The sequence below is a fragment of the Kitasatospora sp. NPDC038210 genome, assembly GCF_055600605.1.
In genome coordinates, this window is the sequence record NZ_JBVJYK010000019.1 from 59,274 (window position 1) to 82,270 (window position 22,997).

The 22,997-nt window shown below is 73.3% G+C and carries 24 protein-coding genes and 1 riboswitch; of the genes, 15 read left to right on the forward strand and 9 right to left on the reverse strand.

Features of this window, described 5'->3' with window-relative positions; translation table 11 throughout:
• The first annotated feature begins 26 nt into the window (after positions 1 to 26).
• Positions 27 to 1,175 carry a hypothetical protein gene (locus tag ACZ7KX_RS31240; RefSeq protein WP_470329387.1) on the forward strand — a complete coding sequence of 383 codons (1,149 nt, stop codon included), beginning with the start codon at positions 27 to 29 and terminating at the stop codon, positions 1,173 to 1,175.
• 79 nt (positions 1,176 to 1,254) lie between these two features.
• Here ACZ7KX_RS31240 and ACZ7KX_RS31245 read toward each other — a convergent pair whose 3' ends face one another.
• Positions 1,255 to 1,830, reverse strand: a complete 576-nt coding sequence (locus tag ACZ7KX_RS31245; protein ID WP_350525666.1) for a TerD family protein — start codon at positions 1,828 to 1,830, stop codon at positions 1,255 to 1,257.
• 136 nt (positions 1,831 to 1,966) lie between these two features.
• The gene (locus ACZ7KX_RS31250) at positions 1,967 to 2,464 is read right to left on the reverse strand and encodes a hypothetical protein (RefSeq protein WP_402807475.1); all 498 of its coding nucleotides are present in this window, start codon (positions 2,462 to 2,464) and stop codon (positions 1,967 to 1,969) included.
• A 114-nt stretch (positions 2,465 to 2,578) separates the two neighbouring features.
• Between ACZ7KX_RS31250 and arfB the strand changes: the two genes are divergently transcribed.
• Positions 2,579 to 3,013, forward strand: a complete 435-nt coding sequence (gene arfB, locus ACZ7KX_RS31255) for an alternative ribosome rescue aminoacyl-tRNA hydrolase ArfB (RefSeq protein ID WP_350525664.1) — start codon at positions 2,579 to 2,581, stop codon at positions 3,011 to 3,013.
• A 35-nt stretch (positions 3,014 to 3,048) separates the two neighbouring features.
• On the opposite strand, the gene ACZ7KX_RS31260 is transcribed toward arfB, so the two are convergent.
• Positions 3,049 to 3,576 carry a flavin reductase family protein gene (locus ACZ7KX_RS31260; RefSeq protein WP_470329388.1) on the reverse strand — a complete coding sequence of 176 codons (528 nt, stop codon included), beginning with the start codon at positions 3,574 to 3,576 and terminating at the stop codon, positions 3,049 to 3,051.
• 363 nt (positions 3,577 to 3,939) lie between these two features.
• On the opposite strand from ACZ7KX_RS31260, the gene ACZ7KX_RS31265 reads away from it, so the two are divergent.
• Together ACZ7KX_RS31265 and ACZ7KX_RS31270 are read left to right on the forward strand one after the other, a co-directional pair.
• A complete protein-coding gene (locus ACZ7KX_RS31265; protein WP_470329389.1) occupies positions 3,940 to 5,739 on the forward strand; it encodes a GGDEF domain-containing protein in 1,800 nt (599 codons plus the stop codon).
• Positions 5,740 to 5,929: 190 nt separating this feature from the next.
• Positions 5,930 to 6,931: a carbohydrate-binding protein gene (locus ACZ7KX_RS31270; RefSeq protein WP_470329390.1), complete on the forward strand. Its 1,002-nt coding sequence runs from the start codon at positions 5,930 to 5,932 to the stop codon at positions 6,929 to 6,931.
• Between the two features lie 107 nt (positions 6,932 to 7,038).
• Here the strand turns inward: ACZ7KX_RS31270 and nagA are convergent, their stop codons facing one another.
• Together nagA and ACZ7KX_RS31280 are read right to left on the reverse strand one after the other, a co-directional pair.
• The gene (nagA, locus tag ACZ7KX_RS31275) at positions 7,039 to 8,235 is read right to left on the reverse strand and encodes an N-acetylglucosamine-6-phosphate deacetylase (protein ID WP_470329391.1); all 1,197 of its coding nucleotides are present in this window, start codon (positions 8,233 to 8,235) and stop codon (positions 7,039 to 7,041) included.
• Positions 8,232 to 9,179 (reverse strand): ROK family protein, encoded by a 948-nt coding sequence (locus ACZ7KX_RS31280; RefSeq protein ID WP_470329392.1) that lies wholly within the window; start codon positions 9,177 to 9,179, stop codon positions 8,232 to 8,234. The genes nagA and ACZ7KX_RS31280 overlap by 4 nt, the downstream gene beginning before the upstream one ends.
• Positions 9,180 to 9,493: 314 nt before the next feature.
• Here ACZ7KX_RS31280 and ACZ7KX_RS31285 point away from each other — a divergent pair, with 314 nt between their 5' ends.
• The gene (locus ACZ7KX_RS31285; protein ID WP_470329393.1) at positions 9,494 to 10,774 is read left to right on the forward strand and encodes an extracellular solute-binding protein; all 1,281 of its coding nucleotides are present in this window, start codon (positions 9,494 to 9,496) and stop codon (positions 10,772 to 10,774) included.
• A 77-nt stretch (positions 10,775 to 10,851) separates the two neighbouring features.
• Here ACZ7KX_RS31285 and ACZ7KX_RS31290 read toward each other — a convergent pair whose 3' ends face one another.
• Entirely contained in the window at positions 10,852 to 11,202 is a 351-nt protein-coding gene (locus ACZ7KX_RS31290; RefSeq protein WP_350525173.1) for a cupin domain-containing protein, read from the reverse strand.
• A gap of 101 nt (positions 11,203 to 11,303) precedes the next feature.
• On the opposite strand from ACZ7KX_RS31290, the gene ACZ7KX_RS31295 reads away from it, so the two are divergent.
• Together ACZ7KX_RS31295 and otsB are read left to right on the forward strand one after the other, a co-directional pair.
• Complete coding sequence (locus ACZ7KX_RS31295; protein WP_350525172.1) at positions 11,304 to 11,531, forward strand: DUF3263 domain-containing protein; 228 nt, start codon at positions 11,304 to 11,306, stop codon at positions 11,529 to 11,531.
• 39 nt (positions 11,532 to 11,570) lie between these two features.
• A complete protein-coding gene (gene otsB / locus ACZ7KX_RS31300) occupies positions 11,571 to 12,410 on the forward strand; it encodes a trehalose-phosphatase (protein WP_470329394.1) in 840 nt (279 codons plus the stop codon).
• Here otsB and ACZ7KX_RS31305 read toward each other — a convergent pair.
• Positions 12,397 to 13,881 (reverse strand): alpha,alpha-trehalose-phosphate synthase (UDP-forming), encoded by a 1,485-nt coding sequence (locus ACZ7KX_RS31305; protein ID WP_470329395.1) that lies wholly within the window; start codon positions 13,879 to 13,881, stop codon positions 12,397 to 12,399. The two genes, otsB and ACZ7KX_RS31305, sit on opposite strands and share 14 nt — an antisense overlap.
• Positions 13,882 to 13,919: 38 nt before the next feature.
• A complete protein-coding gene (locus ACZ7KX_RS31310; protein ID WP_470329396.1) occupies positions 13,920 to 14,948 on the reverse strand; it encodes a glucosyl-3-phosphoglycerate synthase in 1,029 nt (342 codons plus the stop codon).
• A 147-nt stretch (positions 14,949 to 15,095) separates the two neighbouring features.
• Positions 15,096 to 15,231: riboswitch (SAM riboswitch) on the forward strand.
• Positions 15,232 to 15,247: 16 nt separating this feature from the next.
• Here ACZ7KX_RS31310 and thrC point away from each other — a divergent pair.
• The 5 genes from thrC (at position 15,248) to ACZ7KX_RS31335 (ending at position 20,044) form a co-directional block, all read left to right on the forward strand.
• On the forward strand, positions 15,248 to 16,528 hold the full coding sequence (gene thrC / locus ACZ7KX_RS31315) for a threonine synthase (protein ID WP_350525168.1): 1,281 nt from the start codon (positions 15,248 to 15,250) through the stop codon (positions 16,526 to 16,528).
• 68 nt (positions 16,529 to 16,596) lie between these two features.
• Positions 16,597 to 16,875 carry a MoaD/ThiS family protein gene (locus ACZ7KX_RS31320; protein WP_470329397.1) on the forward strand — a complete coding sequence of 93 codons (279 nt, stop codon included), beginning with the start codon at positions 16,597 to 16,599 and terminating at the stop codon, positions 16,873 to 16,875.
• 538 nt (positions 16,876 to 17,413) lie between these two features.
• Positions 17,414 to 17,617 carry a cold-shock protein gene (locus ACZ7KX_RS31325; RefSeq protein ID WP_030289665.1) on the forward strand — a complete coding sequence of 68 codons (204 nt, stop codon included), beginning with the start codon at positions 17,414 to 17,416 and terminating at the stop codon, positions 17,615 to 17,617.
• 335 nt (positions 17,618 to 17,952) lie between these two features.
• Positions 17,953 to 19,575, forward strand: a complete 1,623-nt coding sequence (gene groL / locus ACZ7KX_RS31330) for a chaperonin GroEL (RefSeq protein WP_045692318.1) — start codon at positions 17,953 to 17,955, stop codon at positions 19,573 to 19,575.
• Positions 19,576 to 19,687: 112 nt separating this feature from the next.
• On the forward strand, positions 19,688 to 20,044 hold the full coding sequence (locus tag ACZ7KX_RS31335) for a hypothetical protein (protein ID WP_350525165.1): 357 nt from the start codon (positions 19,688 to 19,690) through the stop codon (positions 20,042 to 20,044).
• A gap of 64 nt (positions 20,045 to 20,108) precedes the next feature.
• Here ACZ7KX_RS31335 and ACZ7KX_RS31340 read toward each other — a convergent pair whose 3' ends face one another.
• A complete protein-coding gene (locus ACZ7KX_RS31340) occupies positions 20,109 to 20,744 on the reverse strand; it encodes an HD domain-containing protein (RefSeq protein WP_470329398.1) in 636 nt (211 codons plus the stop codon).
• A 63-nt stretch (positions 20,745 to 20,807) separates the two neighbouring features.
• Between ACZ7KX_RS31340 and ACZ7KX_RS31345 the strand changes: the two genes are divergently transcribed.
• From ACZ7KX_RS31345 to ACZ7KX_RS31355, 3 genes are read left to right on the forward strand one after another with little or no spacing between them, the layout of a single operon-like run.
• Positions 20,808 to 21,191, forward strand: coding sequence for a PadR family transcriptional regulator (locus ACZ7KX_RS31345; protein WP_350525163.1), 384 nt, complete (start codon positions 20,808 to 20,810; stop codon positions 21,189 to 21,191).
• Positions 21,188 to 22,168, forward strand: coding sequence for a hypothetical protein (locus ACZ7KX_RS31350; protein ID WP_470329399.1), 981 nt, complete (start codon positions 21,188 to 21,190; stop codon positions 22,166 to 22,168). The genes ACZ7KX_RS31345 and ACZ7KX_RS31350 overlap by 4 nt, the downstream gene beginning before the upstream one ends.
• Before the next feature lie 54 nt (positions 22,169 to 22,222).
• The gene (locus tag ACZ7KX_RS31355) at positions 22,223 to 22,909 is read left to right on the forward strand and encodes a copper homeostasis protein CutC (protein WP_396549354.1); all 687 of its coding nucleotides are present in this window, start codon (positions 22,223 to 22,225) and stop codon (positions 22,907 to 22,909) included.
• The last annotated feature ends 88 nt before the right edge of the window (positions 22,910 to 22,997 follow it).

Sequence of the window (22,997 nt, forward strand, 5' to 3'; positions counted from 1 at the left end):
CCCAATTCGCACGCTAGTTTCTTGGCATGTCTCGCGGACGCCACCGTCATTCCTCCGTCCTCGGCCGGGTCTTTCCCCCCACCGCCGCCGGCGTACTGCTGGTAGCCGCTCTGGCCGCACTGCTTTTCAGTCAGGACACCATCCTGGTGCGGTCGGTGGGCATCGCCGCACTGATCGCCACACTCGGGTTCGCGCTGTTGCTGCGTCAGCGGGACAAGGCGGCCCGGGCGGCCGCCGAGATGTCCGCGGCGCAGCGGATGCGGGCCGAGGAGCGGTTCGAGGAGCAGCTGGCGGAGGCCGAGTACGCGGCCGAGGTCGCCGAGGAGCGGGCCACCCGGTTCGGGCGCCGGCTGACCGCGGAGAAGTCGCGGCTGGCCAAGGCGGAGACCGAGATCGCCCGGCTGCTGCGCGAGCGGGCCGTGACGGTGGCCGAGCAGGCGCTCAAGGAGGCCGAGGCGGCCCAGCGGGCGCTCGCCGCGAGCCGTCCCAAGTACCCGGCCAGCCCGGCCGCCTACGTGCGTGCTGCGGCCGTGCTGCGGCTGCTGGAGCGCCGCGCGGCGGAGCAGGAGGCGCAGCGGGCGCGGACGGCGGGTGCGGAGGTCGCGCTGCGGGCTTCCGCGGCTCCGTCGCGGATCCGCCCGGCCGCCCCGGTGGCCCAGGCCGCGCCGGCGCCCGCGCCGGTCGCCGTGCCCGCCCCGGTGGCGCCCGCGGTGCCCACTCCGGCCCCGGCGCCGGTGGCCGAGCCGGCGGTGCGACCCGCTCCGCTGCGTCCGGCGCTGACGGCGACGGTCGGTCAGCTCGGCGGCGCGCAGACCGCGCCGGTCGCCGCGCCCGTACCGGCGGAGCGGCAGCGGCCGCGCCCGGCGCAGTCGGGGCAGGCGCGCGGGCAGGGGTTCAGCTTCTTCGGCCGCGGCGCGGGCGCTCCTGGCCGCCCGGCGGCTCCGGTGTCGGCGGTGGGCAGCATCGCCGAACTCGGGGAGCGGGCCGACCTGGCGGACGTGGTGGGCGACGAGGCCGTGGCCGCGAAGGCCGAGGCCGAGGCCCGGGCGGCGGAGTCGACCGCGGTGCGCGGGGACGCGCGGGAGCCGGAGCAGGGCGAGCCGACCGTGGTGGACCTGACGCCGGAGGACGAGACCGAGCTGATCCAGCTGCCGGAGCTGCGCGCCTCGCGCTGAGCCGGGTCGCACGAACGCCGCGGCGCGGGAAGTCGGACGGACCGGCTTCCCGCGCCGCGGCGTTGTCAGGAGGGGTGCGTCAGATCTGCACGCCGAAGTCCTGGGCGATGCCGGCCAGGCCGGAGGCGTAGCCCTGGCCGACGGCGCGGAACTTCCACTCGCTGCCGTTGCGGTAGAGCTCGCCGAAGATCATCGCGGTCTCGGTGGCGGCGTCCTCGGAGAGGTCGTAGCGGGCGATCTCGGCGCCGCCGGCGGCGTTCACCACGCGGATGTAGGCGTTGCGGACCTGACCGAAGCTCTGGCCGCGGGCGGTGCCGTCGTAGATGGTGACCGGGAAGGTGATCTTCGTGGCCTCGGCCGGCAGACCGGCCAGGTTGACGTTGATCGACTCGTCGTCGCCCGCGCCCTCGCCGGTGCGGTTGTCACCGGTGTGCACGACGGTGTTGTCCGGGGTGCTGGTGTTGTTGAAGAAGACGAAGTGGGCGTTGGAGAGCACCTTGCCGTCCGCGTTCAGGACGATCGCGCTGGCGTCGAGGTCGAATTCGGCGCCGGTCGTGGTGCGGACGTCCCAGCCCAGGCCGACGGTGACCGCGGACAGGCCGGGGGCCTCCTTGGTCAGCGAGACGTTGCCACCCTTGGAGAGGCTCACTGGCATGGCGTTTGCTGTCCCTTCGTTCGCTTCGTGCGCTTTTCCCCGGGACAACGCAATACCCGGGCGGCTTGGTTCCGCAGGGTCCGTGAATTCTTCGCGCGGGTGATTCACGGGGGCAAAGCCCTGGCAAAGACGGCCGTCAGATCCGGCGGAACCGGCCCTGCAGCGACCAGACGTTCGGGTTGTCGGCCAGGTCGGGGTGCATGTCGAACAGGTCGGCGAGGGTGTCCTGGAGGAAGTCCCGGGCCTCGCGCCGCAGGTCGCTGTGGCGGACCACGGCCGGCGGCTCGTCCGGCAGCCAGGTCGCGGTGACCTCGACCCAGTTGAAGCGGCGGGCGAAGCGCAGCAGCTCGGTGTTCTGGGTGAAGTCGAGGTCGGCGGTCTGCACCCGGGCGGCCCGGCTGCCGTCCGGGTCGCGGTCCAGGTGCTCGGCGATGTCGCACAGGGCCCAGGCGAAGTCGAGCACCGGCACCCAGCCCCAGGCGGTGGACAGCTCGGCGCCCTCGGCGTCCAGGTAGACGTCGCCGCAGAACAGGTCGTAGCGCAGGGCGTGCACGGACGCGGTGCGGTAGTCCGTCTGCGGGGGGTCGGGGAAGCGGTTGGAGAGGGAGTAGCCGAGCTCGATCACGTACGCCATTGTCGGGGCTCGCGGCGCGTGCGGGTAACCGGGTGCCCGGCCCGGGTGCCTGGCTCGGGAGACGGGCCTGATTAACCGGGTGACCCGGACGGCCGAGCGCGGGATGATGGGCGCATGCCCGAGCCCATCCGCGTACGGGGGTCGGTGGTCGTCCCCGACGCCGAGCTCGTCTGGCGCTTCTCGCGTTCCTCCGGCCCCGGTGGCCAGCACGTCAACACCTCCGACTCCAAGGTCGAGCTGCGCTTCGACGTGGCGTCCACCGGGGCGCTGCCCGAGGTGTGGCGCGAGCGCGCCCTGGAGCGGCTGGCCGGGCGGCTGGTGGACGGCCGGGTGCTGGTGGTCCAGGCCTCGGAGTTCCGCTCGCAGTGGCGCAACCGGGAGGCGGCCGCGGCCCGGCTGTCGGCGTTGCTGACCGAGGCGTGCGCGCCGCCGCCGAAGACCCGGCGGGCGACCAAGCCGAGCCGGGGGATGGTCGAGCGCCGGCTGTTCAACAAGCGGCACCGCTCCGAGGTCAAGCAGGGCCGCCGGGTGCCGCGGGGCGGCGAGTAGCCGGGCCCGCTCGGCCCGGCCCGGTACGGCGCAGCTCAGCCCAGGGCGCGGTAGCTGCCGCGGAAGTAGAGCAGCGGACGGCCGCCGGGGTCGGGCACCACGGCCTCCAGGACGCGGCCGAGCAGCAGGGTGTGGTCGCCGGCGGGTATCCGCTGTTCGGTGCGGCATTCGACGGTGGCCAGCGCGCCCTCGACCAGCGGGGCGCCGGTGCGCGGGCCGCGGTGGTGCGCGGTGTCCGCGAACAGCAGCCGGTCGCTGAGCCGGCCCTTCATGGCGAAGCGCGAGCCGAGCGTCTTCTGTCCCTCGGTCAGCACCGAGACCGCCCAGGTGTCGACCCGGGAGAGCACCTCGTCCATCCGGGAGTCCTCGCGGACCGAGATCAGCACCAACGGCGGCTCCAGCGACACGGAGAGGAAGGACGTCGCGGTCATGCCGATGTCCTCGCCGTCCTCCGGGTCGTGGACGGTCACCAGGCTCACTCCGGCGGCGAGCTGGGAGAGTGCTGCCCGGAACTCGTCGGGCGTGGCGTGGGGGGCAGCTTCGGGCTGCGGGGACGAGTACACGTACCGCACGGTAGTCGTCACCCGCGGGAAACGGCATCGGGCCTTGGTCGTAGGACCGGCGGCGCGCCCGCGGGGTCGCGGTTGCTCACCCGCAGGAGTGAAGCGGACGGACCGGCGGGTGCAGCCGGCTTCAGCCCGCGGCCGGTGCGGTCGACCAGGAGAAAAGGTCCGGATGGAACTTTGTGTCCCGTTATGGGACGGATGAACTGATTACGGGCGCATTAGTGTCGTGTGATTTAAGTCACAAGTGACGCCCTATTGCTGACCGAGCGTGCCGAACGCTGTGCTCCCTGTGATTCAGTTCTTCTGGCAATCGGACGATAACCAATCAAGAACTATCCGAAGCAGCCGGGGAGCCCCCGCATGGAAGCCGAGTCGGAGCCGTACGTCCGTCTCGCGACCCTCCGCACCTTGCACCGGGTCGTGGCGGACCTCAACGCTGCCCGCAGCCTGGCGGGCACGCTGCAGGCCGTCGTCGAGGGCGCGGTGCACGGGCTCGGCTTCGACGCCGCCGCGGTCAGCCTGGTCCGCCCGGACGGCGACCTCGTGGTGGCGGCCGTCTGGGAGCTGGAGGAGAGCCCGATGGGCGGCCCCTCCGTGCTGCTCGGCCAGGTCGGCTCCCGGGAGTCCTGGGACCGGCTGCTCGGCGTCAGCGACCACTGGGGCACCCTGCGCTTCCTGCCGTTCGACCGCGGCTGGGCCGTCGCCAGCGACATCCCGCGCTGGATCGGGGACGGCCCGCTGCCCGTGTACGCCAACGACTGGCACCCCGCCGACGGGCTGCTCGCCCCGATGTACAGCGCCGGCGGCGACCTGCTCGGGGTGCTCTCGGTGGACCGCCCGCGCAGCGGCAAGCGCCCCGGCGCGTGGACCCGCGAGGCGCTGGAGATGTTCTCGCTGCAGGCCTCGATCGCGATCGGCAACGCCCGGCTGCGGGCCGAGATGCAACGCGCGCTGGCCCGCCTGGAGAAGGAGCAGCAGGCGCTGCGGGCCAGCGAGGAGAGCTTCCGCCAGGCGTTCGAGTACGCGCCCAGCGGGATGGCCATCACCGAGCTGCACGGCGCCGGGCGCGGCCAGCTGACCAGGGTCAACGACGCGCTCTGCCGGCTCCTCGGCCGCCCCCGCGCGGTGCTGCGCCAGCAGAGCTTCGCCGACCTCGTCCACCCCGAGGACCGGGCCCTGCTGGAGCGCACCAGTGCCGAGAGCGGCCGGGCCGAGCTGCGGCTGTCCCGGCGGGACGGCGGCTACCAGTGGGTCTGCCTGCGCAACTCGATCGTGGCGGACGCGGCCGAGGGGCCCAGCTTCCTGCTCACCCACGTCGAGGACATCGAGGACCGCAAGCGGCACGAGTTCCAGCTCGCCCACCGGGCCAGCCACGACGCGCTCACCGGCCTGCCCAACGGCGCCGAGCTCAAGGCCCGGCTGGCCCGCCGGCTCTGCGCCCAGCCGCAACCGGTCGGCGCCGCGCCCGGCCCCGCCGAGGCGGCCTACTCGCCGGCGTACGGCTACCCCGCCGACTCCTACAGCTCCTACAGCGCCCACGCGGCCCACGACGGGCTGGAGGGCGCGGACCCGTACGCCGGGGCGGTGCACGGCTACGGGCTGCCCGAGGGCGTCCCGCCGCCCGGCCTCGGCCAGGGCTACGGGGAGCACGTGCACGCGGTCGTCCCGGCCGACCACGGGCCGGGCGGCGACGCCTGGTCCGCCCCGTTCCGCTCCGGTGGCGCGGCCGCGGTGGACAAGGGGCTCGCGGTGCTCTTCTGCGACCTCGACGGCTTCAAGTCGATCAACGACCGGTTCGGCCACAACGCGGGCGACGCGGTGCTGGTCGAGGTCGCCCGGCGGCTGAGCCAGGCCGTCCGGGACGGCGACACGGTGGCCCGGCTCGGCGGCGACGAGTTCGTGGTGCTGGCCGACGGCATCGGCCGCGAGGAGGCCAAGGACCTCGCCCACCGGCTGCGCAACGCGATCATCCCGCCGATGCGGATCGACGGCCGGGCGATGCGCGTGGGGGTGAGCCTCGGGATCGGCTGGGCGGGCTGCGGGATGAGCATCGAGGAGGTGCTGCAGACCGCCGACGAGCGGATGTACGACGAGAAGCGCGCCCGTGGCGGGGCGGTGCGCGGGGCGCGCGGAGAGCGCTCGCACCGGCGCGCGGGCTGAGACCGGACGCGGGCGGACGACACGGCCCCGGCGCCCCCGGCGCCGCAGGTGGGTTCCCGGTTACCCGCGAGTTGTCAAGGGTTCTTTTCCTGCTGTCACGTGCGGCAGGTAGGGTGCCCGGTACGACAGCGTCCATGATCTGCGCCGCCCGCAGCCCGGCGGCGCGCACCGGATGGGGGAACAGACCACCGTGACGACCGCCGGCAGCAACGGAGTGCCCGAGGGCCAGGGGGGCGGTGCCCCGCAGGACGACGACCCGTTCGGCTACCTCTACCGCCCGGCCGACGGCTCCACCGGGCAGCCGGCCGAGCCGCAGCAGGGTGTTCCCCGCACGTCCTACAACCGGCCGATGGAGGTCGGACGCGCCCAGTACGGCTACGGCTACCCGCCGCGGCAGCAGCAGCCGTACGGCCAGCAGGGCATGCCGCAGCAGGGGTACCCGGGCGGTCAGCCGCAGGCCCCGTACGGTCAGCCCGGCGTGCCGCAGCAGGCCGAGTACGGCGGCGCGCCCACCCAGCAGAACCGCTACGCCGAGCACTCCCGGCCGCAGCCGGGGGACGAGCGGCCGAGCAGCGGCCGGAGCAAGGGCGCGGTGATCGGCGCGGTCGCCGTGGTCGCGGCCATCGCGATCGGCGCCGGGATAGCGCTCTCCACGGGCGGCGACCCGGGCGGCGGCGACAAGAACGCCAAGGGCGGCGCCGCCACCACCGCCGCGCCCGGCCCCGCCACCCCGGGGGCGACCGCCTCGACCGCCGGCGGCGGCCCCTCGGCGAGCGCCACCCCGATCACCGGCCCGTCGACGGTGGACGCGAGCCAGCTGCAGGCGCAGAACGCGCCCTCCGGCAATGCCGTCAAGGGCGCCAAGTCGGCCGACGGCAGCTACCTGACCCTCCAGCCCGGCGGCTCGGTGACGTGGAGCGGTGAGATCGCCACGGCCGGGACGTACAAGCTGACGGTGCACTACAACTACTCGGGCGGCGACCTCAAGGGCACGGCCGCGGTGAACGGCAAGGACTGGCCGAGCGGGGTGACCTACAAGATCTACGGTCCCGCTCCCAAGGACCAGGCGTCGGCCTGGTACACCACCTGGATACTGCCGCAGTTCCAGGCCGGCCAGAACTCGGTGACCTTCACGGGGCCCGCCGGGGCGTCGATCCTGATCGACCAGATCACCATCGAACCGGGCGGCTGAGCCCGACCGCCCTCCGGACGCACCACGGCCGCCCTCCCCGCAGCGGGGAGGGCGGCCGTCGGCTTTGTCCGGGCGGCTCCTTCAGCCAGCTCGCCCGGGCGGTTCGGTCAGGCCGGCTTCACGGTGGAGAACCGGTCGGCGCCCACGACCCAGCGGCCGCGGCGCATGACGGCGACCAGCTCGAAGCTCCCGGAGTCGACCACCACGAGGTCGGCGAGCTTGCCGGTCTCCAGCGAGCCGATGCGGTCGTCGAGGCCGAGCAGCCGGGCCGGGGTGGCGGACAGCGACTCGACCGCCTGGTTCAGGGTCAGGCCGTTGACGGTCACCGAGCGGCGGAACGCGACGTCCAGGGTGAGGGTGGAGCCGGCGATCGCGCCGCCCTCGACCAGCCGGGCCACGCCGTCCCTGACCCGGACCTGGAGGGGGCCGAGGGGGTAGAGGCCGTCGCCCATGCCGGCGGCGCCCATGGCGTCGGTGATCAGGGCGACGCGGTGGGGGCCGGCGGTGCGGTAGGCGAGGTCGAGGACGGAGGGGTGCAGGTGCACGCCGTCGTTGATCAGCTCGACGGTGACCCGCTCGTCCTCCAGCAGGGCGACGATCGGGCCGGGGGCGCGGTGGGCGATGGCCGGCATGGCGTTGAAGAGGTGGGTGGCGACGGTGGCGCCGGCGTCGATGGCCTGGAGGGTGGTGGCGTAGTCGGAGTCGGTGTGGCCGACGGCGGCGATGATGCCGAGGTCGGCGAGCATGCGCACCGAGTCGAGGCCGCCGGGGAGTTCGGGGGCGAGGGTGACCATGGCGGCGTGGCCGCGGGCGGCGTCGACGAGCTTGCGGACGAGGGCCGGGTCGGGCTCGCGCAGCAGGTCGGGGCGGTGGGCGCCGCAGCGGTTGTGCGAGATGAAGGGGCCCTCGAAGTGGATGCCGGCCAGCACGTCGTCCTCGACGAGTTCGGAGAGGACGGCGGCCTGGCGGGCGAGTTCGTCGATCTCGCCGGTGACGGTGGAGGCGACGGTGGTGGTGGTGCCGTGGTGCAGGTGGGTCCGGGCGGCGAGCAGGGCCTCCTCGGCGATGCCGGAGGCGTAGGAGGCTCCGCCGCCGCCGTGGACGTGCAGGTCCACGAAGCCGGGGACGACGGTGTGACCGGTCAGGTCGAGGTCACCGGGCTCGGCGGGGCCGCCGCCCGTGCCGTCGGTGAGGGCGGAGATCCGGTCGCCCCGGACGGTCAGGCGGCCGCCCTCGACGACACCGCCGGGCAGGACCAGCCGGGCACCGGCCAGGACAGTACGGTCACGGTCCGCGGTGGTCACGCGGTCACCTCCATCGAGAGCAGGTCCCAGGCGAGCAGGCCCGCGCCCAGGGACGCGGCGGTGTCTTTGAGCATGGCCGGAACGACCTTCGGGGGCATCTGGAAGGTCAGACGCTCGGTGACCGCCGAGCGAAGCGGTGTGAAGAGGGTGTCGCCGGCTTCGGCGAGCCCGCCGCCGACGATCACCGTGGACGGGTCGAGCAGGCTCTGGGCGAGGACGATGCCGTCCGCCAGGGCGTCGACCGCCCGCTGCCAGACCGCGAGTGCGCGGTCGTCCCCGGCGGCCACCGCGGCGGCGCAGGATGCCGCGTCGGCGTCGGGGTCGCCGCTGGCCTCGGCCCAGGCGCGCGAGACGGCGGAGGCGGAGGCCAGGGTCTCCAGGCAGCCGCGGGCACCGCAGCCGCACGGTGGTCCGCCCGGGCGGACCACGACGTGGCCGATCTCGCCGCCGTAGCCGTGCGCGCCCGCCTCGATCCGGCCGCCGATGCCGATGGCGCCGGCGATGCCGGTGCCGAGGGCGATGAACAGGAAGCGGTCGACGCCCCGGCCGGCACCGAGCCGGCCCTCGGCCAGGCCGCCCGAACGCACGTCGTGGCCGAGCGCCACCGGCATCGCGGTGCCGTCGGGACCGGCCAGCCGCCCGCCGAGGAGCGTGCGCAGGGGGAGGTCCCGCCAGCCGAGGTTGGCGGAGAAGACCGCGATCCCGTTCTTCTCGTCGATCGTGCCCGGAACGGCCACCCCGGCCGCGAGCGGGGCGACGCCGAAGCGGCGGCGGCCCTCCTCGGCCAGGTCGGTGGCGAAGTCGAGGATGGCGGCGACGACGGCGTCCGTGCCGTGCTCCCGCCCGGTCGGTCGGCGTGCCTCGAACAGCACGGAGCCGTCCTGGGCGAGCAGCGCGGCCTTCATGCCGGTGCCGCCTACATCGAGTGCGATGACGTGCTTCACGGAGGACAGTTTCCCTTGGCGGATAGAAGAGGTCTAGTCCAGTTGTCGGATTGGTCTGGTCCATACTGGGTGAGCTTTGTCGCAGCTGCGGGGGTGTGCGGGGCTTTGGGCGGGGGCGTACGAGGGGTGTCCGGGAGGTGCTCGGGGGTGTCGGTGTTGCGCATCGCGCAACGACCCCGGGCACTTCGGTAACCATTGCGGCGGAGTGGCCCAGTGGTGTGGACCAGTGCTCCGCCGGTTTGGCAGTGTGGCGCCTCCCCCCTGCCGGAATCCCTCGTTCCGGCGGCAGTTCTTCCCCTAAGGCGGTACCCGCGTTGAACAGGCGCGTCCACGTTCCCACCCGTGTGCTCGGCAGTGTGCTGGCCGGAGCGGTGGCACTCACCGGTGTCGGCGCGTGCAGCGGGCAGGGCGACGGGACCGTCACCCTCAAGCTGGTCGCCGCGGACTACGGGGAGAACCAGGAGACCGGCTCCAAGCGCTACTGGGACGCGGTCGCCAAGGGCTTCGAGGCCGCCAACCCCGGGATCAAGGTCAGCGTCGAGGTCGACAGCTGGACCGAGATCGGCAAGAAGGTCGACGACATGATCGCGGCCGGCAAGTCGCCGGACCTGCTGCAGACCGGCGGCTTCGCCGACCAGGTCGCGGCGGACCGGCTGTACCCGGCGTCCGACGTGCTCACGATGGACGCCCAGGCGAACTTCCTGGACGGCTTCGCGCACGCCGGGCAGGTGCTCGGCATCCAGTACGGGATCCCGTTCGTGTCCTCGTCACGGGTGCTCTTCTACAACAAGGCGGTGTTCCGGCAGGCGGGGATCGCGCAGCCGCCCGCCACCTGGAGCGAGCTGAAGCAGGACGCGGAGAAGATCAAGGCCAAGGTGCCGGGGGTGACCCCGTACGGGCTTCCGCTGGGGCCGGAGGAGGCGCCCGCGGAGTCCATGCTGTGGACGCTGAGCGGCGGCGGGAGCATCTCCGACGACGTCGGCAACTACACCATCGACAGCGTCCAGAACCAGGCCACCTTCGGCTGGCTGAAGAGCAACCTGGTGAGCACCGGGCTGACGTACCCGGACCCGGGGAAGATGAACCGCACCCCGGTGTTCCAGGACTTCGCCGCCGGGAAGGTCGCGATGCTGAACGGGCACCCGACGCTGCTGCGGATGGCGACCACCGGGAACGTCGACTTCGGGACGGCGCCGATCCCGAAGAAGGACGGCGTGGGCCGGACGGGGAGCCTCGGCGTCGCGGACTGGATGATGGCGTTCAAGGCGAACGCGCACAAGAACGAGATCAAGAAGTTCCTGTCGTTCGTCTACAACCGGGACAACCAGCTGAAGTTCGACGAGCAGTACAACCTGCTGCCGGTCACCCAGGACGCGTTCAACCAGATGACGACGGACCCGAAGCACGCCGACCTCAAGCAGTTCGCGGTCGGGCTGACCAACGCGAGCTTCTACCCGTTCGGGGACCCGGCCTGGGGTGAGGTCAGCAACCGGATCAAGGCGGGGATCGGGCAGGCCGTGACGGGGGACCCGAAGCAGGTGCTCGGGGGGCTGCAGGACGCGGCGGTGAAGGAGGCGGCGCGGGTCCGCAAGTAGGGGCCCGTCGTCCGGCCCCGCCGTGCCGCGGAGGCCCGGTCCCGGTGGTTCGGGGCCGGGCCTCGGTGCGTCTCCGCTCAGGGGAGCGTGATCGCGTAGGCCTTGCGGAGGGTCTCGTGGACCGTCCACGTCGTGCGGTCGCCCTCGCGCAGCACCGCGCAGTCGCCGGGGCCGACCTCCAGGGTCGGGCCGCCCTCGATCTCGATGGTGGCCCGGCCGCTGAGGACCACGAACATCTCGTCGGCCTCGACGTCGGTGACCACGCCGGGGGTGATCTGCCAGAGGCCGCGCAGCTGGCGGCCGTCCGCGGACTCGGAGAGGACCCTGCCGGTGACCTCGGGGGTGCCGGAGACGATCTGGGACGGGTCGAGCGGGTCGGGTTCGAGGTCGGCCGCGGGGATGTTCAGGACGAAGCTGGGCGTGGTCATGGGGTGACGGTAGCCGGGGCCGGAGAGCGGTGGGGCGAGCACTGTGTGTCGGGGTCGCGCGGGAGAATGACACTCCGTAGTGGTCGGCGGAGGTGTGCGCGGTGGGCGAGCTGAGTGAGCGGGACCGGGCGGTGCTGGCGCTGGAGGGGCGGCAGTGGCGGACGGCGGGGGCCAAGGAGCGGGCCATCCGGGAGGAGCTGGGGCTCTCCTCCACGCGGTACTACCAGCTGCTGAACGCGCTGCTGGACCGGGAGGAGGCGCTGGCGCACGCACCGGTGCTGGTCAATCGGCTGCGGCGGATCCGGGCCGCTCGACGGGCGGCCCGCTAGGGGGTGGGCTGCGGGCGGCCGGGGGGTATGGGCCTCGGTATGGGATTCGAAGAGACGTGGGTGCCGGGGACCGAGGCCGGGCGGGACGGGGTGCGGGCGATCCTGCGGGCGCCCCGGGACGCGGTGATCGGGCTGGACTTCGACGGGACGTTGGCGCCGATCGTCGCCGACCCCGGGCAGGCGAGGGCGCATCCGGGGGTGGCGGGGGCGCTGCGGGTGCTGGCCCCGGCGGTCGGGGCCGTGGTGGTGGTGACGGGGCGGCCGGCGGCGCTGGCGGTGGAGTACGGCGGGCTGGCCGGGGTGCCGGGGGTCGTGGTGCTCGGGCACTACGGGGCCGAGCGCTGGGAGGACGGCGAGGTGACGGCGCCGGAGGTCCACCCGGGGGTGGCCGGGGCGCGGGAGGCGTTGCCGCTGGTGACGGCACGGGTGGGGGCACCCGAGGGGGTGTGGGTGGAGGACAAGGGGCGCTCGGTGGCGGTGCACACGCGGCGTACGGCGGAGCCCGAGGGGACCTTGGAGCTGCTGCGGGCGCCGGTGGCGGAGTTGGCCGCCGAGTACGGGCTGGTGGTGGAGCCCGGACGGCTGGTGCTGGAGCTCCGGCCGCCGGGGGTGGACAAGGGCGCGGCGCTGACCGGGTTCCTGCGGGAGCGCGGCGCCCGGTCGGTGCTGTACGCGGGGGACGACCTCGGGGACGTGGCGGCGTTCGCGGCGGTGGAAGAGCTGCGCGCGGACGGGCTGGCCGGGCTGCTGGTGTGCAGCGCGGCGGTCGGGGACGCGCCGGTGAAGGAGCTGGCCGACCGCGCGGACCTGGTGGTCGCGGGGCCGGCCGGGGTGGTGGAGCTGTTGGCGGCGTTGGGGGAGGCTCTCACGGGGAGTTGAGCGGGGCCAGCGCGTTGAGCTGGTCGAGGAACCACTGCTGCGGGGGGAGTGCGGTGGCCGCCGCCGCGAGGCGCTTGGTGCGGCCGGCGCGCTCCTCCTCGGGCATGGTCAGCGCGGTGTGCAGGGCGTCGGCGGTGGCGATGACGTCGTACGGGTTGACCGTCAGGGCGTCGTCGGCGAGCTCCGCGTGGGCGCCGGCCTCCCGGGAGAGGACGAGGGCGCAGCCGCGGTCGGAGACGACCGGGACCTCCTTGGCCACCAGGTTCATGCCGTCCCGGATCGGGTTCACCAGGGCGACGTCGGCCAGGCGGTAGGCGGCGAGGGAGCGCGGGAAGTCGTCGTTGACGTGCAGGATCAGGGGCTGCCAGTCCGGGGTGGCGAACTCGGTGTCGATGGCGTCGGCGAGTTCGCGGACCTGCGCCGTGTAGTTGCGGTACTCGGCCAGGTCGGTCCGCGACGGGTAGGCGAAGGCGATGTGGACCACGCGGTCGTGCCACTCGGGGCGGGTGCGGAGCAGGTGCCGGTAGGCCAGCAGGCCGCGGACGATGTTCTTGCTCAGCTCGGTGCGGTCGACCCGGACGATCGTGCGCCGCTCGCCGACGGCCTCGCGCAGGGCGGCGAGGCGTTCGTCCACGTCGGGGCGGTGGGAGCGTTCGCGCAGGAAGTCGGCGTCGGCGCCGAGGGCGTGGACGCCGAGGGCGGTGGTGCGGCCGTCGAGGGTGACGGTGAGCGCCTCGTGGTCGACGTCGGCGCCGAGGAGGTCCGCGCAGCAGGCGGCGAAGGCGCGGGCCCAGCGTTCGGTGAGGAAGCCGGCCCGGTCGGCGCCCAGGATGCCGGTGAGGACGGCGCGGGCGACGTCGTCGGGGAGCATCCGGTAGTACTCGGGCGGGGCCCAGGGGGTGTGCGAGAAGTGGCCGATCCGCAGGTCGGGGCGGGCGGCGCGGAGCAGCGCCGGGGCCAGGGACAGGTGGTAGTCCTGGACGAGGACGGCGGCGTTCGGGGCGGCCTCGGTGGCCAGCGCCTCGGCGAAGGCCGTGTTGTAGGCCCGGTAGGCGGCCCATTCGGTGCGGAAGTCGGCGTCGAAGGCGGGGGCGGTGGGGGTCGCGTACAGCAGGTGGTGGACGAACCAGAGGGTGGAGTTGGCGACGCCGTTGTAGGCGCGGGCGAAGGTCTCGGGGTCGATGTCCAGCATCCGGACGGCCTGCCCGCCGACGTCGTGGCCGGCCAGGTCGAGGCGGCCGTCGGGGGCTTCCGCGGCGGCTCTGCGGTCCGCGGCGCCGAGGGCCGCGCAGACCCAGACGGCGTTCGGGTCGTCGATGGCGGAGAGGCCGGAGACCAGGCCGCCGCCGCCGCGCCGCAGGGTCAGCGTGCCGTCGTCGGCGGTGCTGAACGACACCGGTCCCCGGTTGGAGGCCACCAGGACGGGGGCGGTGCCGGTCGCACTCGAACGTTCGGTCGTGAGATCGCCCATGGTTGGCATGTTGCCGGGCGCCCGGCGTGGCAAACCCGTCATCGGTGGGTGGCGTATTCGGGGACGGTGTGCATCGGGGGGCGTTCCAGGGCGGTCACCGGGTGGGTGTGGGCGAGGAAGGCGCGGGTCTCCGGGTCGCGGGCGAACTGGGTGAGCTCCGGGCGGACCAGGTCGGCGGAGGCCTTGAGCCGGTGGGCGCGGTCGAGGCGTTCGAGCGCGGTGCGGTAGATGGTGGCGGCCATCCGGCCGAGGGCCTGGCCGTCCTGGTGGCGGTGGTGCCGGACGCCGACGTCCACCTGGGCCAGGGCGTCCAGGCCGACCAGCTCCAACGCGTCGACGAGCAGGCCGAGTTCGACGCCGTAGCCGGTGGGGAAGGGCAGCCGTTCGAGCAGTGAGCGGCGGGCCGCGTACTCGCCGCCGAGGGGCTGGACGAAGCCGGCGAGTTCCGGCCAGTGCAGGTTGAGGAGGGGGCGGGCGACGAGTTCGGTGACCCGGCCGCCGCCGGCCGGGAGGACGGCGGCGCGGTCCCCCGCGGCGGAGCCGCTCAGTGCGACTTCGAGGGGGCGGTCGTACATGGCCTTGACCAGCTGGATGGACTCGTCGGTCAGCAGCGGCCCGACGATGCCGGAGACGAAGGCCGGGTCGAACTCGCGCAGGTCGGCGTCCACGAAGCAGACGATGTCGCCGCGGGTGACCAGAAGCGAGCGCCAGAGCACCTCGCCCTTGCCGGGGGCGGCGGGCAGCCGGGGCAGGATGGCGTCGCGGTGCTCCACCCGGGCACCGGCCTCGGCGGCGGCCTCGGCCGTGCCGTCGGTGGAGCCGGAGTCGACCACGACCAGTTCGTCGACCAGCGGGAGGCGTTCCATCAGCTCGCGGCGGACGGTGCGGACGATGTCGCCGACGGTGGCCTCCTCGTCCAGGGCGGGGAGGACGACGCTGATCGTGCGGCCGGTGCGTTCCTTGGCCGCGAGGAGGGTGTCGACCGGCCGGTCGGCCGCGCTCCAGGAGCGGCGGCGCAGCCAGGACGCCGCCTGCGGGAGGAGCTCGGGAGTCGGTTCGGCGGGCACGGAGGTCTCCTCGGCGGGTCGGGTGGGACGGGTCATCTCGCGTGGCGGACGGTCCCGTTCAGGATTGGCGCCTTCGGATACAGTCTTCGTACAGCGGTAGGACCCATGCACGCCGGGGTCGCCGTCGAGCACCACCACAATTTCACAAGCTCATCCAGAGGGACTGAGGGAACGGCCCGTTGACGTCCCGGCAACCTTCTCGCGCGGCTGTCGACGACAGGCCCCGGCGGGACAGGTGCCAATTCCGGCCTGTGGCGCGTCCGCGCTGCGGGGAAGATGAGGAGAGAGGCCTCGCCGTCATGGCTATCGACACTGCCGCACCTGTTTCCGTGGACCTCGGCCCCGCCGCCGCCCTGTCCTGTCGGGAGTGCGGAACCCGCTTCCCGCTCGGTCCCAGCTTCGCGTGCCTGGAGTGCTTCGGCCCGCTGGAGATCGCCTACGAGTTCGGCAGCGAGGGCGCCGAGGAGCTGCGCAAGCGGATCGAGGCCGGCCCGACTTCGGTCTGGCGGTACGCGCCGCTGCTGCCGGTGCCGGCCGACGTCGCCTCCAAGCCCAACCTGAACCCGGGCTGGACCCCGCTGGTGAAGGCGGACAACCTGGGCCGCGAGCTCGGTTTCACCGCGCAGCTGCACATCAAGGACGACTCCGGGAACCCGACGCACTCGTTCAAGGACCGCGTGGTGGCCTGCGCCATCGAGGCGGCGCGGGCGTTCGGCTACACGACGCTGTCCTGCTCCTCCACCGGCAACCTGGCCGGTGCGGTGGGCGCGGCGGCCGCCCGGGCCGGCTTCCGGTCCTGCGTGTTCATCCCGCACGACCTGGAGCAGGGCAAGGTCGTCATGGCCGGGGTGTACGGCGGCGAGCTGGTCGGCATCGAGGGCAACTACGACGACGTGAACCGCTTCTGCTCGGAGCTGATCGGGGACCCGGCCGGCGAGGGCTGGGGCTTCGTCAACGTCAACCTGCGGCCGTACTACGGCGAGGGCTCCAAGACGCTGGCGTACGAGATCTGCGAGCAGCTCGGGTGGCGGCTGCCGGAGCAGATCGTGATCCCGATCGCCTCGGGCTCCCAGCTGACGAAGATCGACAAGGGCCTGCAGGAGCTGATCAAGCTCGGCCTGGTCGAGGACCGGCCGTACCGGGTCTTCGGCGCCCAGGCCGAGGGCTGCTCCCCGGTGTCGGCCGCCTTCAAGGCCGGCCGGGACGTGATCAAGCCGGTCAAGCCGGACACCATCGCCAAGTCGCTGGCGATCGGCAACCCGGCCGACGGCCCGTACGTGCTGGACATCGCCCGCCGCACGGGCGGCGCGGTGGAGGACGTCACGGACGCCGAGGTCGTGGCGGCGATCCGGCTGCTGGCGCGGACCGAGGGCATCTTCGCCGAGACCGCGGGCGGGGTGACCGTCGGCGTGCTGAAGAAGCTGGTCGAGACCGGGCAGCTGGACCCGGCCAAGGAGACCGTCGCGATCAACACCGGCGACGGCCTGAAGACCCTGGACGCCGTCTCCGACGCCGGGATGAGCGCCGTCATCCGCCCGACGCTGGACGCGTTCCGCGCTGCCGGCCTCGCGTCCGCCTGAACCACGCCGCCGGCCCCGTGCCCGCCCCGACCGCTGCCCCGCAAGGCCGCACCCCCGCAAGGAGAGTCATGAGCGCCAACGTCCGCATCCCCACCATCCTGCGCACCTACACCGGCGGCGCCGCCGAGGTGACCGCCGAGGGCGCCACCCTGGCCGAGGTCATCGCCGACCTGGAGAAGAACCACGCGGGCATCTCCGCCCGCATCCTGGACGACACCGGCAAGCTGCGCCGTTTCGTCAACGTCTACGTGAACGACGACGACGTGCGCTTCGCCGAGGGCCTGGCGACCGAGATCGAGGACGGCGCCGGCGTCTCGATCATTCCGGCGGTGGCCGGCGGCTGCTGAGCCGTCCCGCGCGCCATTCGGCCGCCCGTGCGTACGGAATTCCGCTCTCCGTATGTACGGGCGGCCGGTTGCATTCCGGCGGGAATATTTGCGGGTCGAGTCGGAGTAGAGTGTCGCTCGGTTGGGAACAGGGGTTCCCTCTCGGCCGTTCGCGGCGTTCCGCCGGGCTGGGCCCGGCCGATGGGACCGGGCCGTGAAACATGTCAGGCCGATGTCAGAATTACCGCGGGGATTTGGGTAATTCGTCCGCTATGTCCCGCGTGGAATGCCGAGATTTTTCCGGTTCGGCCCGTCCTGTCCCTTGCTGCCGGGGCGGAATTACCGGCGGTTGACCCTGTTGCAGAGGGCTTCGGTCCGGATACATTCAGCGGCGGTCGACGCAATCACCCGCTCACCGGAGCCCGTTGGGCGTTCCGTGCGGACGGTTGCGGCGTGCACGGCTGCGCCCAGGGGGGGTTCCCCGGGCGGGCCGTCAACCAACCCGGGCCCGCGACCTGCGGGCGCGTGAAGGGCCAGCACAGCACTAGGGGAGTTCGGAATGGCTCAGGGCACCGTCAAGTGGTTCAACGCGGAGAAGGGCTACGGCTTTATCGCGGTCGACGGTGGTGCGGACGTCTTCGTCCACTACAGCGCGATCCAGATGGACGGCTACCGCACCCTTGAGGAGGGCCAGCGGGTCGAGTTCGAGATTTCCCAGGGACAGAAGGGCCCGCAGGCGGACATGGTTCGCGCGGCGGTCTGACCCCTTCCGACTCCAGGAGCTCGGCGCGGCCCACGGCTGGTGACCGCTCGCTTCTCGACGGGCCCGTACGACACGCGTCGTACGGGCCCGTCGCCGTTCCCGGGCGGCCCCCGGGGGTGGTCCCAGCGGCGGCTCGCGGGTTGGCGATTGGGCTTGCACTCGACCACCCGGAGTGCTAATCATTGGCGTTAGCACTCACAGCGTGAGAGTGACAGCGGACCGGGTCGGTGAGGCCCCCGGGAGCGGTAGGGGAAAAGACCCCCGCACACCAGGGCCGTCCGTCGCGGGCACCCCTTGGTCCGAGCAGTCGACCGTGTCCCGGAGGACCACTTCTGATGGCCAAGATCATCGCCTTTGATGAGGAAGCTCGCCGCGGCCTTGAGCGTGGCATGAACCAGCTCGCCGACGCAGTGAAGGTCACGCTCGGCCCCAAGGGCCGCAACGTCGTGCTGGAGAAGAAGTGGGGCGCCCCCACGATCACCAACGACGGTGTCTCCATCGCCAAGGAGATCGAGCTCGAAGACCCGTACGAGAAGATCGGTGCGGAGCTCGTCAAGGAGGTCGCCAAGAAGACGGACGACGTCGCGGGTGACGGCACCACCACCGCCACCGTGCTCGCCCAGGCCCTGGTTCGCGAGGGTCTGCGCAACGTCGCCGCCGGCGCCAACCCGATGGCCCTGAAGCGCGGCATCGAGAAGGCCGTCGCGGCCGTCTCCGACCAGCTGCTGGCCCAGGCCAAGGACGTGGAGACCAAGGAGCAGATCGCCTCCACCGCCTCCATCTCCGCCGCCGACACCCAGATCGGCGAGCTGATCGCCGAGGCCATGGACAAGGTCGGCAAGGAAGGCGTCATCACCGTCGAGGAGAGCAACACCTTCGGCCTGGAGCTTGAGCTCACCGAGGGCATGCGCTTCGACAAGGGCTACATCTCCGCCTACTTCGCCACCGACCTGGAGCGCATGGAGGCGACGTTCGAGGACCCGTACATCCTCATCGCCAACTCCAAGATCGGCTCGGTCAAGGACCTGCTCCCGCTGCTGGAGAAGGTCATGCAGAGCGGCAAGCCGCTCGTCATCATCGCCGAGGACGTCGAGGGCGAGGCCCTGTCGACCCTGGTCGTGAACAAGATCCGCGGCACCTTCAAGTCCGTCGCCGTCAAGGCCCCGGGCTTCGGCGACCGCCGCAAGGCCATGCTCGGCGACATCGCCATCCTCACCGGTGGCACCGTGATCTCCGAGGAGGTCGGCCTCAAGCTGGAGAACGCCGGCATCGACCTGCTGGGCACCGCCCGCAAGGTGGTCATCACCAAGGACGAGACCACCATCGTCGACGGTGGCGGCGACAGCGAGCAGGTCGCGGGCCGCGTGAACCAGATCCGCGCCGAGATCGAGAACAGCGACTCGGACTACGACCGCGAGAAGCTCCAGGAGCGCCTCGCCAAGCTGGCCGGCGGCGTGGCCGTCATCAAGGCCGGCGCGGCCACCGAGGTGGAGCTCAAGGAGCGCAAGCACCGCATCGAGGACGCCGTCCGCAACGCCAAGGCCGCCGTCGAGGAGGGCATCGTCGCCGGTGGTGGCGTCGCCCTGCTGCAGGCCGGTGTCGCCTTCGACAAGCTGGAGCTGGACGGCGACGAGGCCACCGGTGCCAACATCGTCAAGGTCGCGCTGGAGGCCCCGATCAAGCAGATCGCGACCAACGCCGGCCTGGAGGGTGGCGTCGTGGTGGAGAAGGTGCGCAACCTCCCCGCCGGTCACGGCCTGAACGCCGCCACCAACGAGTACGTCGACCTGGTCGCCGCGGGCATCATCGACCCGGCCAAGGTCACCCGCTCCGCGCTGCAGAACGCCGCCTCCATCGCGGCGCTGTTCCTCACCACCGAGGCCGTCATCGCCGACAAGCCGGAGAAGGCCGCTGCGGCCGCCGGCGGCGGCATGCCGGGCGGTGACATGGACTTCTGATCCTGATCGTTTCGATCGGATCGGTTCGTTCCCCGTCCGCGTGGGCGGTTCCCTTCGGGGAGCCGCCCACGCGGCGTTTCCGCGTTCCGGCGCGCCGACGGAGAATGGACGGATGGCAGCTGACGACATCGAGACCGCCCTGCACAACGCGCGGGCACTGATCCTGGCCGACCTCACCGCGCGGGACGTGGCGGACGCCGCCGTCGTCTCGCTGGTGGAGCAGGCGGTGACGCACCGCCGCTGGTGGCTGGAGCAGTGGCCGGACGGCACCGAGTACGTGCTCGGGCTGGTCGCCCAGGACGTCCAGGACGCGCTGCTGGAGGCGTACGGGCGCTGGCCGCTGTGCACCGGGTGCGCGGCCGACGGGGACCCGCACGCGCTGAGCGTGGAGCCCGAGCTGGGGCCGGAGCCGCACTGGGTGTGCGGCAAGCAGGGCGCGGTGGTGGCGCCGGTCGGGAAGCTGGTCTGAGGGGGGCCGGTCCGAAGGGCCTGGTCTGAGGGGCCGGTCCGAGGGGCCGGTCCGAGGGGGCTGCTCAACCCTCCAGGCGGCGGAGTTCGGCCGCCAGGTTGGCGTGGGCGGCGTCCGTGAAGCGCTCGCGGGCGGCGGGGGTGCGGTAGAGCGCGGGTAGTGCCAGGAGCCCGCGCAGCACGGCGGCGCGGCCGGCGCGGAAGTCCGGCTCGGGGACGAAGCCGTACTCCTCCCGGACGGCGGCCGCGTACGCCGCGTACGCCTCGGGGGTGCCGCCGAGGACGGCGAGGTCCGCGTCGCAGAGCACCTCGCCCTCGCGGTCGCCCGGTGCGGGGTCGTGGGTGACGGTGAGCAGGACGAGCCGTTCGACCTCGGCCACCCGGGCGGCGGGCAGGCCGGCGGCGGTGAGGGCCCGGACGGCCAGGGCGGCGCTGCGCTCCTCGTTCTCGCTGCGGTCGGGCCGGTAGACGGCGTCGTGGAACCAGGCCGCGAGGCGGACGGCATCCGGGTCGGCGGCGTGCCCGGCCAGGTCGTCGACGTGCCGCAGGACCGCGCTCAGGTGTTCCCGGGTGTGGTACCGGCGCTGCGGCTCCGACCAGCGGCGCAGCAGCTCCCGGCCGTACGGTTCGGGGTCGGTCGCGGCGCCGCAGCGGTGCAGCAGGGCGGTCCAGGCGGGGAGCAGTTCCTCGGAGATCGTCATGGGTTCCATTCTGTCCGGCGGTTCAGGTGGACGGTATATGCCGTCGGGCGATATATGTGGACCATGACAGAACGCTCCATGCAGGAGCCGACACTGCTTCTGCTCACCGCGCTCGCCGATGCCCCGAGGCACGGCTACGCGCTCATCCAGGAGATCGCCGTGATCTCGGAGGGCCGGGTCAAGATGCGCACCGGCACGCTCTACGGAGCGCTCGACCGGCTGCTGGGCCAGGGCCTGATCGAGGTCGCCGCCGAGGAGGTGGTGGACGGCCGGGCCCGGCGCACCTACGCGCTGACGGACGCCGGCCGCGGTGCGCTGGCCGCCGAGGCCGCGCGGCTGCGGGCGGTGGCCACCGAGGCGGAACGCCGGCTCGCCGCGCTCCGCTCGGTGCTGAAGGGGAAGCCGGGGCCCGAGGGGCGGGCCCTGGGGGGAGGGGGTCTCGCATGACCACGCCGACGATCGGAGCGCCCCCGGCCGCGCTGAGGGCCGTGCTCCAGCTGTTCCCGGCCGGCTACCGGCGGGAGAACGGCGACGAGATGGTGGCGGTCTTCGCCGATGTCACGGCGGAGGCGGACCGCTCGGCCGTCGCCCGGGAGGTGTTCGACCTGGCCGCGTACGGGCTGCGGGTGCGGCTCGGGCTGACCGGCTCCTCGGCGCTCGGGCGCGTGCTCGCGCTGGCCGCCCCGATGGTCGCCGGCGCGCTGGCCGGTTCGGGGCTGGTGCCCTGGATCGCCGACCCGGACCGGGCCGCGTTCCGGCTGACCTGGGACCGCTCGTACACCTCGTACGCCACGATCCTCGCGCCGCCGGTGACCGCGATGCTGCTGGGGGCGGCGGCGGTGCTGGGGCGCTGGACGGCCGTGCGGGTCATCGCGCTGCTGCAGGCGGTGCTCGGGCTGACCGTGCTGGCCCAGGCGTTCGGTCGGCCGAACTTCATCGACTGGTGGTGGATGGGGTACGTCGGCATGGCGACCCTGCCGGCCGCGTTCGCCGCGGTGCTGCTGCTCGCGGCGCCGACGGAACTGCTGCCACGGCCGACCTGGCGCACCGGGGCGCTGGTGCTGGGCTCGGTGGCCGGGGGCGGGATGCTGGTGGCGCTGCAGCGCTGGGACGACACGACCTTCCCGCTGGACGCGCCGTGGTTCGCGGTGCTGCTGCTCGTACCGCTGCTGCTGACCTTCACCGCGTTGCGCGGGCGGGAGCTGCCGGCCGCCGTGGGCGTCGCGGTGCTGTCGCTGACGACGTTCGCGAGCCTGTTCAACATCTGGCGGGAGTCGCGCGGGATCTCGCACCTGCTGCCGATCGCGCTGCCGGCGGTGGGGCTGCTGGTGATCGTCGCGGTGGCGGTGCAGCGGATCGGGCGGGGCGGCGCGGGCGGTCCGGGGGCCGGCGGCGACGCCGGTCGGGAGCGCGCCGCGGCGTGACCCACGGCCCGGGGCGGTCTCGTCGGGTCCGGTGGGATGTGGCAGGCTGTCGATATGTCTAGACCAATTTTCGAAGTCATCGCGCTGACGCCCCAGGACGCCCAGGCCGCCGAGTCGGGCGGCGCCGACCGGCTCGAACTGGTCACCGACATGGCCGCCGACGGGCTCACCCCGGCCGTCGAGGACTTCGCCCGGATCCGGGCCGCCGTCGGCATCCCGCTGCGCGTCATGCTCCGGATCCGGGACGGCTTCGCCCCCGGCGACCTGGACGGGCTGTGCGCCCGGGCCGCCGAGCTGCGGGCCGAGGGCGCCGAGGAGTTCGTCTTCGGCTTCCTCGACGCCGACGGCGCCGTCGACCTGGCCGCCACCGCGGCCGTCGCCGAGGCGGTGGCCGGCTGCCGCTGGACCTTCCACCGGGCGATCGACCACAGCGCCGACCGGGCCGCCCTGCGGGCCGCGGTCGGCGCCCTGCCCGGGCTGGACACCTTCCTCACCTCGGGTGCTGCCGCCGGGGTGGACGCCGGGCGCGGGGTGCTCTCGGCCGAGCTGGCCCGGGCGGGCGAGCCCGGCCACCGGCAGCGGATCCTGATCGGCGGCGGCCTGCGGGCCGAGCACCTGGCGGAGCTGCGGGCCGAGGGCTTCGACGCCTTCCACGTCGGCGGCGCGGTGCGGGTCGACGGCTGGCACACGCCGGTGGACGCGGCCAAGGTCGCCGAGTGGCGGGCCCGGATCGACGGCTGAGCGTGGAAGCGCCGACAGCCGGGCGGCCGGTGCCCGTCGCACGGAGAAGGGGGCCGGGCCGTTCACGGCCCGGCCCTTCTCCGTGTCG